12 protein-coding genes are annotated in these 15,390 nt (G+C 56.5%); 10 read left to right on the top strand and 2 right to left on the bottom strand.

Translation table 11 applies throughout. The features are described 5' to 3' along the window. The first annotated feature begins 1 nt into the window (after position 1). The 8 genes from flgE (at position 2) to flgL (ending at position 8,283) form a co-directional block, all read left to right on the top strand. Positions 2–1,210: a flagellar hook protein FlgE gene (gene flgE / locus OVA10_RS16145; RefSeq protein ID WP_100780600.1), complete on the top strand. Its 1,209-nt coding sequence runs from the start codon at positions 2–4 to the stop codon at positions 1,208–1,210. 20 nt (positions 1,211–1,230) lie between these two features. Beyond that, the gene (locus tag OVA10_RS16140) at positions 1,231–1,986 is read left to right on the top strand and encodes a flagellar basal body rod protein FlgF (protein WP_100780599.1); all 756 of its coding nucleotides are present in this window, start codon (positions 1,231–1,233) and stop codon (positions 1,984–1,986) included. A gap of 11 nt (positions 1,987–1,997) precedes the next feature. Continuing rightward, positions 1,998–2,780 carry a flagellar basal-body rod protein FlgG gene (gene flgG, locus OVA10_RS16135; RefSeq protein ID WP_064325681.1) on the top strand — a complete coding sequence of 261 codons (783 nt, stop codon included), beginning with the start codon at positions 1,998–2,000 and terminating at the stop codon, positions 2,778–2,780. A gap of 55 nt (positions 2,781–2,835) precedes the next feature. Continuing rightward, on the top strand, positions 2,836–3,534 hold the full coding sequence (flgH, locus tag OVA10_RS16130; protein ID WP_100780598.1) for a flagellar basal body L-ring protein FlgH: 699 nt from the start codon (positions 2,836–2,838) through the stop codon (positions 3,532–3,534). A gap of 12 nt (positions 3,535–3,546) precedes the next feature. Continuing rightward, on the top strand, positions 3,547–4,644 hold the full coding sequence (locus OVA10_RS16125; RefSeq protein WP_100780597.1) for a flagellar basal body P-ring protein FlgI: 1,098 nt from the start codon (positions 3,547–3,549) through the stop codon (positions 4,642–4,644). Next, positions 4,644–5,597, top strand: coding sequence for a flagellar assembly peptidoglycan hydrolase FlgJ (flgJ, locus tag OVA10_RS16120; protein WP_100780596.1), 954 nt, complete (start codon positions 4,644–4,646; stop codon positions 5,595–5,597). Before OVA10_RS16125 ends, flgJ begins: the two co-directional genes overlap by 1 nt. A gap of 74 nt (positions 5,598–5,671) precedes the next feature. After that, the gene (gene flgK, locus OVA10_RS16115) at positions 5,672–7,315 is read left to right on the top strand and encodes a flagellar hook-associated protein FlgK (RefSeq protein WP_268196350.1); all 1,644 of its coding nucleotides are present in this window, start codon (positions 5,672–5,674) and stop codon (positions 7,313–7,315) included. A 14-nt stretch (positions 7,316–7,329) separates the two neighbouring features. Next, complete coding sequence (flgL, locus tag OVA10_RS16110) at positions 7,330–8,283, top strand: flagellar hook-associated protein FlgL (protein WP_102105544.1); 954 nt, start codon at positions 7,330–7,332, stop codon at positions 8,281–8,283. An 80-nt stretch (positions 8,284–8,363) separates the two neighbouring features. Here the strand turns inward: flgL and OVA10_RS16105 are convergent, their stop codons facing one another. After that, positions 8,364–9,578: an MFS transporter gene (locus OVA10_RS16105; RefSeq protein ID WP_268196349.1), complete on the bottom strand. Its 1,215-nt coding sequence runs from the start codon at positions 9,576–9,578 to the stop codon at positions 8,364–8,366. Between the two features lie 67 nt (positions 9,579–9,645). On the opposite strand from OVA10_RS16105, the gene OVA10_RS16100 reads away from it, so the two are divergent. Continuing rightward, positions 9,646–10,620 (top strand): LysR family transcriptional regulator, encoded by a 975-nt coding sequence (locus OVA10_RS16100; RefSeq protein WP_416079206.1) that lies wholly within the window; start codon positions 9,646–9,648, stop codon positions 10,618–10,620. 53 nt (positions 10,621–10,673) lie between these two features. On the opposite strand, the gene rne is transcribed toward OVA10_RS16100, so the two are convergent. After that, complete coding sequence (rne, locus tag OVA10_RS16095; RefSeq protein ID WP_268196347.1) at positions 10,674–13,835, bottom strand: ribonuclease E; 3,162 nt, start codon at positions 13,833–13,835, stop codon at positions 10,674–10,676. Positions 13,836–14,405: 570 nt separating this feature from the next. Between rne and rluC the strand changes: the two genes are divergently transcribed. Then, on the top strand, positions 14,406–15,353 hold the full coding sequence (gene rluC, locus OVA10_RS16090) for a 23S rRNA pseudouridine(955/2504/2580) synthase RluC (RefSeq protein WP_181827608.1): 948 nt from the start codon (positions 14,406–14,408) through the stop codon (positions 15,351–15,353). Positions 15,354–15,390: the final 37 nt, after the last annotated feature.

Below are 15,390 nucleotides of genomic sequence, written 5' to 3'. Positions count from 1 at the left end.
CATGGCCTTTTCTCAAGCGGTCAGCGGCCTGAATGCTGCGGCCACCAACCTGGACGTCATTGGCAACAACATTGCCAACTCCGCGACCTACGGTTTTAAATCTGGCACAGCATCTTTCGCAGATATGTTCGCCGGTTCCAAAGTGGGTCTGGGCGTTAAAGTTGCGGGTATTACCCAGGACTTTACCGATGGCACCACCACTAACACCGGCCGTGGGCTGGATGTGGCCATCAGCCAGAACGGTTTCTTCCGTATGGTCGATGAAAACGGTTCTGTTTTTTACAGCCGTAACGGTCAGTTCAAACTCGACGAAAACCGTAACCTGGTCAACATGCAGGGTCTGCAGCTGACGGGCTATCCGGTTGCGGGTACACCGCCTACGGTACAGACCGGTGCGAACCCGCAGGCGATCTCAATTCCGAACACGCTGATGGCGGCGAAGTCCACCACCACCGCGTCTCAGCAGATCAACCTGAACTCCACCGATGCGACGCCGACGGTGACACCGTTCGACCCGACAAACGTCGATTCTTATAACAAAAAAGGGACCGTGACGGTCTTTGACAGCCAGGGTAATGCGCACAACATGAACCTGTTCTACGTCAAAGACACCGCTGCGAACAGCTGGAAAGTCTATGCGCAGGATGGCAGCGTGGCGGGCAGCACCCCCTCTCTGGCCACTACGCTGACCTTTAACGCCAGCGGCGTGCTGACAGGCGGTGGCCAGGTCAACATCACCACCGCGACCATGCCGGGCGCAACCCCTGCAACCTTCGCGATGAGTTTCACCAACTCCATGCAGCAGAACACCGGTGCGAACAACATCGTGGCAACTAACCAGAACGGTTACAAGCCGGGCGACCTGGTGAGCTACCAGATCAACGATGACGGCACTGTCGTGGGTAACTACTCCAACGAACAGACCCAGGTTCTGGGCCAGATCGTGCTGGCGAACTTCGCTAACAACGAAGGTCTGAAATCCGAAGGCGATAACGTCTGGTCTTCCACTCAGTCCTCTGGCGTGGCGCTGCTCGGCACCGCCGGTTCCGGTAACTTCGGTACGCTGACCAACGGCGCGCTGGAAGCATCCAACGTCGATCTGAGTAAAGAACTGGTGAACATGATTGTCGCGCAGCGTAACTATCAGTCGAACGCGCAGACCATCAAAACTCAGGACCAGATCCTCAACACGCTGGTCAACCTGCGTTAATCGTCTAACGGGATGATGTAATGGATCACGCAATATATACCGCGATGGGCGCAGCCAGCCAGACGATGAATCAGCAGGCTGTGACCGCCAGTAACCTGGCGAACGCCTCAACACCGGGCTTTCGTGCGCAGCTGAATGCGCTGCGCGCCGTGCCGGTGGAAGGGCTGTCGCTGCCAACGCGTACGCTGGTTATCGCCTCAACGCCGGGTGCCGATATGACGCCTGGTCAGATGGATTACACCTCGCGTCCGCTGGACGTTGCACTCCAGCAGGACGGTTGGCTGGCGGTGCAAACGGCTGATGGCTCAGAAGGCTATACCCGCAACGGTAATATCCAGGTGGATGCCAACGGTCAGATGACCATTCAGGGGCATCCGGTGATTGGCGAAGCGGGTCCGATTACGGTGCCGGAAGGCTCGGAAATCACCATCGCGGCGGACGGGACCATTTCGGCCCTGAACCCCGGTGATCCGGCGAACACCATTGCCCCGGTCGGTCGACTGAAACTGGTCAAAGCGGAAGGCAATGAAGTGACACGCGGCGATGACGGGATGTTCCGTCTGAGCCAGGCAGCACAGGCAACGCGTGGCCCGACCTTGCAGGCTGACCCAAGCATTCGCGTGATGTCCGGTGTGCTGGAAGGCAGTAACGTCAAACCGGTTGCAGCCATGACCGATATGATCGCCAGCGCCCGACGTTTCGAAATGCAAATGAAGGTTATCACAAGCGTAGATGAAAACGCCGGACGTGCTAACCAACTGCTGTCTATGAGTTAACAGGATTTCTTATGATCAGCTCTTTATGGATCGCGAAAACGGGTCTCGACGCGCAGCAAACCAATATGGATGTCATCGCCAACAACCTGGCGAACGTCAGCACCAATGGTTTTAAGCGTCAGCGTGCCGTGTTCGAAGATTTGCTTTATCAAACCATTCGTCAGCCGGGCGCGCAGTCGTCCGAGCAGACCACGCTGCCGTCAGGGCTGCAGATCGGTACGGGTGTGCGTCCGGTTGCAACCGAACGTCTGCACAGCCAGGGCAACCTGTCCCAGACCAACAACAGCAAAGACGTGGCAATCAAAGGCCAGGGTTTCTTCCAGGTGCAGCTGCCTGACGGAACCTCAGCCTATACCCGCGATGGCTCGTTCCAGGTGGATCAGAATGGTCAGCTGGTGACCGCCGGTGGTTTTCAGGTTCAGCCTGCGATCACCATTCCGGCTAACGCCCTGAGCATTACCATCGGACGTGACGGTGTGGTCAGCGTGACCCAGCAAGGGCAGGCCGCGCCTGTTCAGGTTGGACAGCTGAACCTGACGACGTTCATGAACGATACCGGTCTGGAAAGCATTGGTGAGAACCTCTACACCGAAACCCAGTCCTCCGGTGCGCCGAATGAAAGTACGCCGGGCCTGAACGGTTCCGGGCTGCTGTATCAGGGCTATGTCGAAACCTCTAACGTCAACGTGGCGGAAGAGCTGGTGAACATGATCCAGGTTCAGCGCGCGTATGAAATTAACAGTAAAGCAGTGTCGACGACCGACCAGATGCTGCAAAAACTGACGCAACTCTAAGGTGTAGCCCGGTGCGGTAAACCGCACCGGCTCCCTGTTTTCGAAGATGAAGGCAATGCAAAAAAACGCGGCGTTTCGTTATCCAATACTGACTGTCCTGGCCGTTACCCTCAGCGGTTGCGCCTTGATCCCGTCAAAACCTTTGGTAGAGGGTGCGACTACCGCCCAACCCGTTCCCGGCCCGACGCCGGTGGTGAACGGCTCCATTTTCCAGTCCGCACAGCCGATTAACTACGGTTATCAACCGCTGTTCGAAGACCGTCGCCCGCGTAACGTCGGCGATACCCTGACCATTGCGCTGCAGGAGAACGTCAGCGCGAGCAAAAGCTCCTCGGCGAATGCCAGCCGCGACGGCAAAACCAACTTTGGTTTCGATACCGTTCCGCGCTATCTGCAGGGCCTGTTTGGCAATGCGCGTGCCGATGTGGAAGCCTCTGGCGGTAACAGCTTTAACGGCAAAGGCGGTGCCAATGCCAGCAACACCTTCAGCGGTACGCTGACGGTAACCGTTGACCAGGTTCTGGTGAATGGCAATTTACACGTAGTGGGTGAAAAACAGATCGCCATCAATCAGGGCACTGAATTCATTCGCTTCTCCGGTGTGGTTAACCCTCGCACCATCAGTGGCACCAACACCGTACCGTCCACCCAGGTGGCGGATGCGCGCATTGAGTACGTCGGCAACGGCTACATCAACGAAGCGCAGAATATGGGCTGGCTGCAACGCTTCTTCCTTAATTTATCGCCGATGTAAGCGAGGTGACCTATGTTTAAATCCCTCTTCGCAATGGTGTTGGTCCTGGTGGCGACATGCGCCCAGGCTGACCGCATTCGCGATCTCACCAGTGTACAGGGCGTACGTGAAAACTCATTGATAGGCTATGGCCTGGTGGTTGGCCTGGACGGAACGGGCGACCAGACCACCCAGACGCCGTTTACCACTCAGAGTTTAAACAACATGCTGTCCCAGCTCGGGATCACCGTCCCGACGGGCACCAACATGCAGCTGAAAAACGTGGCGGCGGTAATGATCACCGCATCCTACCCGGCCTTTGCGCGCCAGGGGCAAACCATCGATGTGGTGGTTTCGTCAATGGGTAACGCCAAAAGTCTGCGCGGCGGCACGCTGCTGATGACCCCGTTAAAAGGGGTGGACAGCCAGGTCTACGCGCTTGCACAGGGTAACATTCTGGTCGGTGGCGCGGGTGCATCGGCGGGCGGCAGCAGCGTGCAGGTGAACCAGCTGAACGGCGGGCGTATCACTAACGGGGCGATCATCGAGCGTGAACTGCCAACGCAGTTTGGCGCCGGGAACACCATCAACCTGCAGCTGAATAATGAAGACTTCACTATGGCGCAGCAGATTGCCGATACCATCAACCGCAGCCGTGGTTTTGGTAGCGCAACGGCGCTCGACGCACGTACCGTGCAGATCCGCACCTCGACGGGCAGCAGCAACCAGGTGCGCATGCTGGCGGATATCCAGAATATGGAAGTCAACGTTCCGCTGCAGGATGCCAAAGTGATCATCAACTCCCGGACCGGGTCCGTGGTGATGAACCGCGAAGTGACGCTGGACAGCTGTGCCGTGGCGCAGGGCAACCTCTCCATCAGCGTCAACCGCTCGGCTAACGTTAGCCAGCCGGATACGCCGTTTGGTGGCGGCCAGACGGTAGTGACGCCACAGACGCAGATTGACATGCGCCAGAGCGGCGGCTCGCTGCAAAGCGTGCGCTCCAGCGCCAACCTGAACAACGTGGTTCGTGCGCTGAACGCGCTGGGGGCGACGCCGATGGATCTGATGTCGATTCTGCAATCCATGCAAAGTGCAGGATGCCTGCGCGCCAAACTGGAAATCATCTAATGCTCGGCGATAGCAAACTGATGGCAAGTGCGGCCTGGGATGCCCAGTCGCTCAACGATCTGAAAGCCAAAGCAGGCACCGATCCGGCGGCGAACCTCCGCCCGGTTGCCCGCCAGGTGGAAGGGATGTTTGTGCAGATGATGCTGAAAAGCATGCGTGAAGCGCTGCCGAAAGATGGCATGTTCAGCAGCGACTCGACGCGACTCTACACCAGCATGTATGACCAACAGATTGCCCAGCAGATGACCGCCGGTAAGGGGCTTGGCCTCGCCGATATGATCGTGAAACAGATGCAGGCGGCGCAGGGTGTTCAGCCCGATGAGCAAACCCAGCAGGTGCCGATGAAGTTTGATCTTGAAACGGTGACCAGTTATCAGAACCAGGCGCTGACGCAGATGGTGCGTAAAGCCATGCCGAAACCGACCGCCAGCAGCGATGAGCCGCTGTCGGGCGACAGTAAAGACTTCCTCGCTCAGCTTTCGCTCCCGGCGCGTCTGGCCAGTGAGCAGAGTGGGGTTCCTCACCACCTGATTCTGGCGCAGGCCGCGCTGGAATCCGGCTGGGGGCAGCGTCAGATCCGCCGTGAAAACGGCGAACCAAGCTTTAATATTTTTGGCGTCAAAGCGTCGTCAGGCTGGAAAGGGCCGACCACGGAGATCACCACCACCGAATTTGAAAACGGTGCGGCGGTGAAGGTCAAAGCAAAATTCCGCGTTTACAGCTCCTATCTTGAAGCCTTGTCAGATTATGTCGGGTTGTTGAGCCGCAATCCGCGCTACGCTGCGGTTACGCAGGCCGCGACGGCGGAGCAGGGGGCGCAGGCGTTGCAGAACGCAGGCTACGCCACCGACCCGCAGTATGCCCGCAAACTGACAGGTATGATTCAACAGCTTAAAGCGATGGGTGAGAAAGTCAGCAAGGCTTACAGTACCGATATCGAAAATCTGTTCTAAGGACTCAAGTTTGCGCGCGCGATGTCGATAATCCTAATCAGGACTCGTGTCTGAAAGTTTAAAAAGGAACCTCAATGTCCAGTTTGATTAACAGCGCTATGAGTGGCCTCAGTGCGGCACAGTCGGCACTGAACACCGTCAGCAACAATATTTCCAGTTACAACGTGGCCGGGTATACCCGTCAGACCACGGTGCTGGGTGCAGCGAACAGTACATTGACCGGCGGTGGTTGGGTTGGCAATGGTGTTTATGTTTCGGGCGTACAGCGCGAATATGATGCGTTCATCACCAATCAGCTGCGTGCAGCACAGACTCAGAGCAGCGGCCTGACCACGCGTTATCAGCAGATGTCGAAAATCGACGATGTGCTGTCTGATACCACTAACTCCCTGTCCACCACGCTGCAGGGCTTCTTTACCAGCCTGCAAACGCTGGTGAGTAACGCGGAAGATCCGGCTGCGCGCCAGACTGTTCTCGGCAAAGCGGATGGCCTGGTCAATCAGTTCAAAACGACCGACCAGTACCTGCGCGACCAGGATAAGCAGGTAAACACTGCGGTTGCGACCAGCGTGGATCAGATTAACTCCTATGCCAAACAGATTGCGAATCTGAACGATCAGATTTCACGTCTGACCGGCGTGGGCGCAGGGGCTTCCCCAAACAATCTGCTCGATCAGCGCGATCAGCTGGTGAGCGAACTGAATCAGATCGTGGGTGTGGAAGTCGCGGTACAGGACGGCGGCACCTACAACGTCTCATTCGGTAATGGTTACACCCTGGTTCAGGGCAGCACGGCTAACCAGTTAGCGGCGGTACCGTCGAGCGCCGATCCTGCGCGCACCACCGTGGCGTATGTGGATTCCCTCGCCGGTAATATCGAAATTCCCGAGAAGGTGCTGAACACCGGCTCACTGGGCGGTCTGTTAACGTTCCGCGCAGAAGACCTGGATAAAGCGCGTAATACGCTGAACCAGCTGGCGCTCTCGTTTGCTGACGCCATGAACCAGCAGCACGAGAAAGGCTTTGATGCCAACGGTGACGCGGGCGGTAAATTGTTTGATATCGGCTCTCCAGCGGTGACCGGCAATAGCAAAAACAGCGTGCCAGGTGCGGCCGTCACGGCCACTATCGCGGACAGCTCTAAAGTTCAGGCGACGGATTATAAGCTTGAATTTAACGGCACTGACTGGACCGTCACCCGTAGTGCTGACAAAACCTCATTTACGGCTACGCCAGATGCCAGCGGCAACATGACGTTTGACGGTGTTACCGTGAATGTCAGCGGTAGCGCAGCCACGAAAGACAGCTTTACGGTGAAACCGGTTGTTGACGCAATCGTGAACATGGATCTGCTGATCAGCGATGAATCCAAACTGGCGATGGCGGGTTCGGCGACGGGTGGTGAGAGTGATAACCTTAACGGGAAAGCGCTGCTGAATCTGCAAAGCAGCAAAGTGGTCGGTGGCAATAAGACCTTTAACGATGCTTATGCCTCGCTGGTCAGTACCGTTGGCAGCACCACGTCTTCACTGAAAACCAGCGCTGCGACCAAAACAAATGTGGTGACACAGCTGAGCAATCAGCAGCAGTCTATCTCCGGGGTTAACCTCGACGAAGAGTATGGCAACTTGCAGCGTTTCCAGCAGTATTACCTTGCGAATGCGCAGGTTCTGCAGACTGCCAGTACGCTCTTTGATGCGTTAATTAATATTCGCTAAGGCCGAGGTGAACGATGCGTATTAGCACCCAAATGATGTACCAGCAAAATATGCGTGGGATCACTGAGTCCCAAAGCAAATGGCTGGGGTATGGCGAGCAGATGTCCACCGGCAAACGCGTGAACCGTCCGTCGGACGATCCGATTGCCGCGTCGCAGGCCGTTGTACTGTCTCAGGCCCAGTCACAGAATAGCCAGTTTGCTCTCGCGCGTACGTTTGCGACTCAGCGCGTGTCGCTGGAAGAGAGCGTGTTAAGCCAGGTGACGACGGCAATTCAGTCTGCGCAGGATAAAATCGTGTATGCGAACAACGGCTCCCTGAGTGATATCGACCGGGCGTCTGTGGCAACCGATCTGCAGGGTATTCGCGATCAACTGGTCAACCTGGCCAATAGCACCGACGGCAATGGTCGTTATATTTTTGCGGGCTTTAAGACCGACACCGCACCGTTTGATCAGACAGACGGCAGCTATAACGGTGGCAGTACGGCGATCACTCAGCAGGTGGACTCTGCACGCGATATGCAGATTAGCCATACTGGCTCGGAAGTGTTTGAAAAGTTTACCAGCAATGCCAAGCCAGAGCCTGACGGCAGTGCCCAGGAAACTAACCTGTTTAAGATTCTGGATAACGCCATCGCTGCGCTGAACACACCGGTAAGCGGCGACCAGGCTAAGACAGATGCACTTGTGGCAAATATCGATAAAGCCAACCGTGGACTGAGTAATTCCCTGGATAACGTACTGACCGTGCGTGCCGATCTGGGTACCAAACTCAACGAACTCGATAAGCTGGATGCACTGGGTGATGACCGCGCTCTGGGTCAGACTCAGCAGATGAGTGATCTGGTGGACGTGGACTGGAACGCGGCGATTTCGTCTTACACCATGCAGCAAGCAGCACTTCAGGCCTCTTATAAAGCGTTCAGTGATATGCAGGGGATGTCTCTGTTCCAGCTGAACAAGTAACATTTTGACCTTTTAGAACATGTCTTGAAACTGGATATGTTTTGTCTGCCCAACCCGGCGTGCCGGATTGGGCTTTTTTTTTAGCGATTTTGCGCCTGCACGCTGACCAGCCGCGCGCTTTCTATTAAGCGGATCAGCACTGCCGCCGCACCACACACCGTTGCCAGCATCACTACGCCTTGCCAGCCCGCCAGGGCGTACACTTTGCTCCCCAGCGCCGAGCCGAGCGCCATCCCAATAAATACCACCGTAAACAGCAGCGCATTGAGCCGCCCACGCGCCTGGGGTTCGAGGCTATAGACCAGGTTCTGATGGGCGACCAGGCTGGACTGCAGCCCCAGGTCGAAACCGATCGCGGAAAGCGCGATCAGAACGAGTTGCCCGTGGGTGCCCAAAGCGGGCATTAAAAACATCAGTGCAAACGATACTGTCACCAGCGCGGCACCCAGTTGGGTCACTCTGCCTGCACCGAGTTTATCCGCCAGGCCTCCGGCCAGCGGGGCGGCCAGCGCACCTGCAGCACCGGCAATCCCAAATCCACCAGCAATCGCGCTACCGAGGTGATAGCGTTCAAGCAGCATCACCGCCAGTGTTGACCAGAACGCGCTAAAGGCAATAGAGAGAAAGCCCTGGGCCAGCGCCGCACGACGCAGGGCCGGGTAGCGTCGCCACAGGTGCTCCATCGAGCGCATCAGAGCCGGATAGCTGAGCGTAGAGTGAATCGCAAAACGCGGTAACACAGCCCACATCACCATACCGATCATGGCGATGCTGACGGCGGCAAGTTGATACATCACCCGCCAGCCGAACGCTTCACCCACCACACCGCTGACAGTACGCGACAGCAGAATACCCAGCAGCAGGCCGGTCATTACCGTCCCGACGGTTTTTCCCTGTTTGCCTTCCGGAGCAAGAATAGCCGCTGCCGGTACGATGTCCTGCGCCATGGTTGCCGCCATACCAATAAGCAGACTGGCCAGCAGTAACGAGTGAAGCTGCCCGGTCAGGCTACAGCCCAGCAAAAAGAGCGCCAGTGCTGCGCTTTTAACAAGAATTAAGGTTCGGCGATCGTGACGGTCGCCGAGCGGCAGCAGGAAAAGGATGCCAAGGGCATAGCCCGTCTGCGTCAGGGTCGGCACCAGTCCCATCCCTTCGATACTGAGGTGTAAATCGGCACCCATTAACGGCAACAGCGGTTGAGCATAATAGATGGACGCAACGCTAAACCCGGCACCAATGGCAAGGATAAAAATAACCCAGCGGCTGGTAGCCTGGGTAAGGGGGGCAGTGTTCATTTGATGTACCTCATTCATGGAGTGAGGCTATTTTTGTGCATTCAGGCTTGAGGCGGTAGCCAGCGGGATGGTAAAACGGTTATACGTTAAACGTATGATCAGAATAATCATGAAGCGAACAGAGCGTATAGACAGAGTGGAACTGATGCGCACCTTTGCGCGTATCGTGGAATCGGGTTCGCTCTCTGCCGCAGCGCGGCAGCTGGGGACCACGCAGGCGACCGTTAGCCGACGCCTGCAGTCGCTGGAAACCCTCCTCGGCGTGCGTTTGCTGTTACGCACCACCCACGCCACCAAGCTCACCGATGACGGCGAGCGCTGCTATCAGCATGCCAGAAAAGTGATCGACAGCTGGCTCGCGCTCGAAGATGAGGTGGGGCAGTCGGAGGATGAACCTGTCGGCACCTTGCGTGTGCGGGCGCCCCATGCGTTCGGGCAGGAACAACTTCTGGCACCACTGAGCCAGTTTTTGATGCGCTATCCGCAGCTTTCTGTCGACTGGATGCTATATGACAGATCGGCGGATTTTCTGAGTGATAACATCGACTGCGCGATCCGCGTAGGGGCGGAGATCGACCCTAATACGGTATCGGTGCTGCTGGCCGAAGTCCCGCGCTGTGTGGTCGCGGCGCCCGAGCTACTGGCTCGTCATGCCATGCCTGAGGTCCCCGACGATCTCACTGCGCTTCCCTGGATTGCACTCAACACCTTTTATCATCAGCATATTGAGCTGTTTGACGGAGCTTCGCCGCAGCCTGCGCGAGTGGCAATTTCGCCGCGTCTGAGCACCGACAGCCTGTATGTGACACGCACCATGGCGTTGAATGGATTAGGCGTGGCGGTGGTCTCGAGCTGGACCGTGGAACAGGATATCCGCGAGGGAAGGCTGGTGCCTCTTTTACCGGGCTGGCAACCTGCTGCGCTGCCGGTGCACCTGGTTTATCCGTGGTCGCGCTATTACCCGGCACGATTGAGGCGTTTTCTGGAAATGATGCGTGAGGTGATGCCAGAAATCGTCGGAATGCGAAAACCCCTCCCGTAAAAAAGTCAAAAAAAAGCCGACCACGAAGGTCGGCTTTTCATCAGAACGGCGGGTTATTCAACCGGATTCGGGCGAGTCGCCGGAGCCGTTGCCTGGTGAGTGGCGCTATGACCACCTGCAGAACCACGACCGTCGAAATCGAACGCAGGGCGTACCCAGTCGCTATGACGTGGTGCTTCTGGCACGTATTCCGGTGCTGGCGCGCGAGTCATCGGTGCGGTTGCATGGTGATGCTCAGCAACGACAGCAGGCTCTGGTTTCACAACCGGTGCGGGAACCGGTGCTTGTGGAGCCGGAGTAACATCGACAGGTTGCTCAGCAACCGCTTCAGTCACTACCTCTTCTTCAACCACGTCGGCTGCCGGTTCTGCGTCTTCTGCAACCTGTTCAGCCACCACAACATCTTCTTGCGCGATGAACTGAGGCTGCTCGTCGACAGGCGCGGCAATCACTTCCGGATGAGTTGTCTCGATCTCAGCGGTTTCAACAACCTGCTGAGGTTCCGCGACTGGCTCGGCTTCAAAAACTGGCTGAGATTCGGCCACGATCTGCGGTGCTTCTTCAACGACCACAGCGGCGGCTTCGGTAGCGGCTACAGGTGCAACGATTGGCTCAACGGTTTCTGCAGTGACGTTTTGCTCTTCAACCTGCTGCTCCTGAGGACGGGCAACCGGGTAGCGGATCCAGACTTTGCCGGACGCCATTTCTGGTGACGCGCAGGCGACAGTCAGAGGCATCGGAGACTGGGTCGGGTAACGCTCGTCACGGTAACGACGACGACGCTGACCGCTTACGCGCAGGTGACGCGGAGAGCGACGGGAACGGCGCGGCATACCGTTGTTATCACGCGCTTCGCCATTGTCATCATGCTCAGCGACCGTATCGACAACCGCAGGCAGGTCCAGTTTTGCCAGCTGCGTGTTCTGAGCGGTTTCAACAACCGGCTCAGCGGCGGCAACGGTAGCGACTTCGGCCTGTTCAGATGCAAAGCGAACTTTCTGCGACAGTTGACGCTGCTTACGGCGCGGCATCACCTGAACGCGTTCTTCCTGATCGGCATCCTGTTCAACAGGTGCTTCGGTGTTGACAACTTTCGCTTCCTGCTGCGCCTGACGTTTATCGTCATTGCGACGGCGGTTGCGTTCGCGACGTGGCTGCTGCTCGTCACGCTGTCTGGTTTTTTCAGACTCATCGCCCGCCTGCTGGCGAATTTCGCGATCTTCCACATTCTGCTGCTGTGGCTTCTCGCGACGGTTGCGACGATTATCTTCGCGCGCTTCACGACCTTCGTTGTTGTCGGAACGGTTATCGCGTTCACCACGGTTGTCACGGTCGCCACGATTATCGCGGTTGTCACGACGGTCACGATCGTTACGATCGCGGCGGTTGTTCTGACGTTTACGACGATCCTGCGGACGCTCTTGTTTCTCTTCTTTCGGCGCAACTTTTGGCTGCTCCGGCTGAGGCTCTTCACCGGCGAACATTTTCTTCAGCGCACTGAAGAAGCGGCCCAGCAGACCTGGTTCAGCAGGCTTATCACTGGTTTCAGCAGGTTTCTGCACAGCGGTTTTTGCCGGCGCTTTTTCCTGAACAGGAGCTGGTGGGGCTTCTGGCATGATGAAGGTCGCCAGCGCCGGTTGTTCTGGCAGCTTGCGCTCGGCCGGTTCTGCATCAGACGGCATCGCCATCTCTTCTTCATGCAGTTTTGGCAGCAGGTAGCTCAGGGTGCTGGTCTCTTCGCCTTTGCGCACGCGCAGGACGGAGTAGTGCGGGGTCTGCATCTGATCGTTTGGTACGATGATGCAGCGCACGCCGCCCTGACGGGTTTCAACGGCACTCACCGCTTCACGTTTTTCGTTCAGCAGGTAGGAGGCAATTGGCACCGGAACAATGGCGTGAACCTCTTTGGTATTCTCTTTCAGTGCTTCTTCTTCGATGAGGCGCAGAATAGAGAGGGAGAGAGATTCGTTGTCGCGCACGGTACCCGTACCGCTACAGCGCGGACAGACGTGGTGGCTTGATTCACCCAGCGACGGGCTCAGGCGCTGACGAGACATCTCCAGCAGGCCAAAGCGAGAAATATGGCTGATCTGAATACGTGCACGATCCTGACGCACCGCTTCACGCAGACGGTTCTCAACGGCGCGCTGATGGCGAACCGGAGTCATGTCGATGAAGTCGATAACGATCAGGCCGCCCAGGTCACGCAGACGAAGCTGACGGGCAATTTCATCTGCGGCTTCGAGGTTGGTGTTGAAAGCGGTCTCTTCGATATCGCCGCCGCGGGTTGCGCGTGCGGAGTTGATGTCGATGGCGGTCAGCGCTTCGGTGGAGTCGATAACGATAGAACCACCGGACGGCAGACGCACTTCACGCTGGAAGGCGGACTCAATCTGGGATTCAATCTGATAGTGGCTGAACAGCGGAATTTCACCGGTGTACAGTTTAATTTTGCTGGTGAAATCTGGACGACCCAGTGCTGCGATGTGCTGGCGAGCCAGCTCAAGCACTTTCGGGTTATCAATCAGAATTTCGCCGATGTCCTGACGCAGATAATCGCGGAAAGCACGGACGATAACGTTACTTTCCTGGTGAATCAGGAACGGAGCCGGGCGGCTTTCTGCGGCTTTCTGAATAGCTTCCCAGTGCTTCAGACGGAAGCCTAAGTCCCACTGCAGCGCTTCGGCAGATTTGCCTACGCCTGCGGTACGAACGATAAGGCCCATGCCATCAGGCAGTTCGAGGCTTGCCAGCGCTTCTTTCAGCTCGGTACGGTCGTCGCCTTCGATGCGGCGAGAGATACCGCCCGCACGCGGGTTGTTCGGCATCAGAACCAGATAGCTGCCTGCCAGGCTGATAAAGGTGGTCAGCGCAGCGCCTTTGTTGCCGCGCTCTTCTTTATCAATCTGAACGATAACTTCCTGGCCTTCGCGCAGCACATCTTTGATGTTCGGACGACCGTGGGAGTTGTAATTGGCAGGGAAGTATTCGCGGGCAATTTCTTTAAGAGGAAGGAAACCGTGACGCTCAGCGCCGTAATCGACGAATGCGGCCTCAAGGCTTGGTTCAATGCGGGTGATTTTGCCTTTGTAAATGTTCGCTTTTTTCTGTTCGTGTCCAGGACTTTCGATATCCAGATCGTACAGACGCTGCCCATCCACGAGGGCGACACGCAACTCTTCTTGCTGAGTTGCGTTGATTAACATTCTTTTCATCGTAACTTACTCATTATTCTTACATTGACGACTAAGCTGCGGGCAAGGTGACGCTTTCCGGGGTTTGAACCGATGGCCTCGTGACTATTGACGTCGCCAACCTCACGGTTGTCGCTCGCTTAAGAGGCGCAAAGTGTCGGTTGCCTGTATTTCATACGGAAATACAGCGCAATTATCAGGGGAACAGCCTGGGAACACTCTCCAGAGAAGATTCCATTTACCGGTAAGTACTGCAACCCGCAGCCCGCTAACTGTCTGAAAGATCAATACGTCTTACGCCATTGCTGCGTGGATGATCGGTCAGACAAAATGGGTCATTCCGTCGACATCCTTACTTAACCAGGATTTAACACGGAAAACGGATTCATTATTCCATTGCTAACCCGGTTATAGCAAGATGACTTTTACCATTTATCACCCGGTTACTCACAGTTTCTCCACTTCAACGAGAGGATTGGTTTAATAACCACCAAATCGATTGCGCGTGAACAAACCTGCCCGGGCAAAAGTAAATATAAGCATAGAAAAATGAGTGGCGCTAATGCGTATCGATATTTAGAATCGCCAACCATGAAAACAGAGACTCCATCCGTAAAAATGGTTGCTATCGCCGATGATGAAGCGGGGCAACGAATCGATAACTTTTTACGCACCCAGTTGAAAGGCGTGCCAAAAAGTATGATTTATCGCATCTTGCGTAAAGGCGAGGTGCGGGTAAATAAAAAGCGCGTAAAACCTGAGTACAAGCTCGAAGCGGGCGATGAAGTGCGTATTCCGCCGGTGCGCGTCGCTGAACGTGAAGAAGAGGCGGTTTCGCCGCATCTGCAAAAAGTCGCCGCGCTGACTGACGCTATCCTTTATGAAGACGATCATATCCTGGTGCTGAATAAACCCTCCGGCACGGCGGTGCACGGCGGCAGCGGTTTGAGCTTTGGCGTGATCGAAGGCCTTCGCGCCCTGCGCCCGGAAGCACGTTTCCTCGAGCTGGTTCACCGTCTGGATCGCGATACCTCTGGTGTGCTGCTGGTGGCCAAAAAGCGCTCGGCGTTACGTTCGCTGCACGAGCAGCTGCGCGAAAAGGGCATGCAGAAGGACTATCTGGCGCTGGTGCGCGGTCAGTGGCAGTCTCATGTGAAAGTGGTGCAGGCACCGTTGCTGAAAAACATTCTGCAAAGCGGTGAGCGCATTGTGCGGGTGAACAGCGAAGGTAAACCGTCTGAAACTCGCTTTAAAGTAGAAGAGCGTTACGCGTTTGCGACACTGGTGCGTTGTAGCCCGGTGACCGGCCGTACCCACCAGATTCGCGTGCATACGCAACATGCCGGACATCCCATTGCGTTTGATGACCGCTACGGCGATCGTGAGTTTGATAAACAGCTGGCCGGAACGGGGCTGTCGCGTCTCTTCCTGCACGCTGCGGCGCTGAAATTCACCCATCCTGGCACAGGTGAAGTGATGCGCGTCGAAGCGCCGCTGGATGACCAGCTGAAACGCTGTCTGAAAGTGTTACGCGGTTAAATATAGGCCGGGTGGCGCTGTGCTTACCCGGCTTACC

The organism is Lelliottia sp. SL45 (assembly GCF_026672535.1).
GTDB lineage: Bacteria > Pseudomonadota > Gammaproteobacteria > Enterobacterales > Enterobacteriaceae > Enterobacter > Enterobacter nimipressuralis.
The sequence above is the reverse complement of the archived record's forward strand: the minus strand, read 5'-3'. Positions and strand labels throughout refer to the sequence as shown.

Bases quoted from the DNA above. Each gene is read 5' to 3' on its own strand.
- flgE (WP_100780600.1), top strand. From the start codon at position 2: ATGGCCTTTTCTCAAGCGGTCAGCGGCCTGAATGCTGCGGCCACCAAC.
- OVA10_RS16140 (WP_100780599.1), top strand. From the start codon at position 1,231: ATGGATCACGCAATATATACCGCGATGGGCGCAGCCAGCCAGACGATG.
- flgG (WP_064325681.1), top strand. From the start codon at position 1,998: ATGATCAGCTCTTTATGGATCGCGAAAACGGGTCTCGACGCGCAGCAA.
- flgH (WP_100780598.1), top strand. From the start codon at position 2,836: ATGCAAAAAAACGCGGCGTTTCGTTATCCAATACTGACTGTCCTGGCC.
- OVA10_RS16125 (WP_100780597.1), top strand. From the start codon at position 3,547: ATGTTTAAATCCCTCTTCGCAATGGTGTTGGTCCTGGTGGCGACATGC.
- flgJ (WP_100780596.1), top strand. From the start codon at position 4,644: ATGCTCGGCGATAGCAAACTGATGGCAAGTGCGGCCTGGGATGCCCAG.
- flgK (WP_268196350.1), top strand. From the start codon at position 5,672: ATGTCCAGTTTGATTAACAGCGCTATGAGTGGCCTCAGTGCGGCACAG.
- flgL (WP_102105544.1), top strand. From the start codon at position 7,330: ATGCGTATTAGCACCCAAATGATGTACCAGCAAAATATGCGTGGGATC.
- OVA10_RS16105 (WP_268196349.1), bottom strand. From the start codon at position 9,578: ATGAACACTGCCCCCCTTACCCAGGCTACCAGCCGCTGGGTTATTTTT.
- OVA10_RS16100 (WP_416079206.1), top strand. From the start codon at position 9,646: ATGGTAAAACGGTTATACGTTAAACGTATGATCAGAATAATCATGAAG.
- rne (WP_268196347.1), bottom strand. From the start codon at position 13,835: ATGAAAAGAATGTTAATCAACGCAACTCAGCAAGAAGAGTTGCGTGTC.
- rluC (WP_181827608.1), top strand. From the start codon at position 14,406: ATGAAAACAGAGACTCCATCCGTAAAAATGGTTGCTATCGCCGATGAT.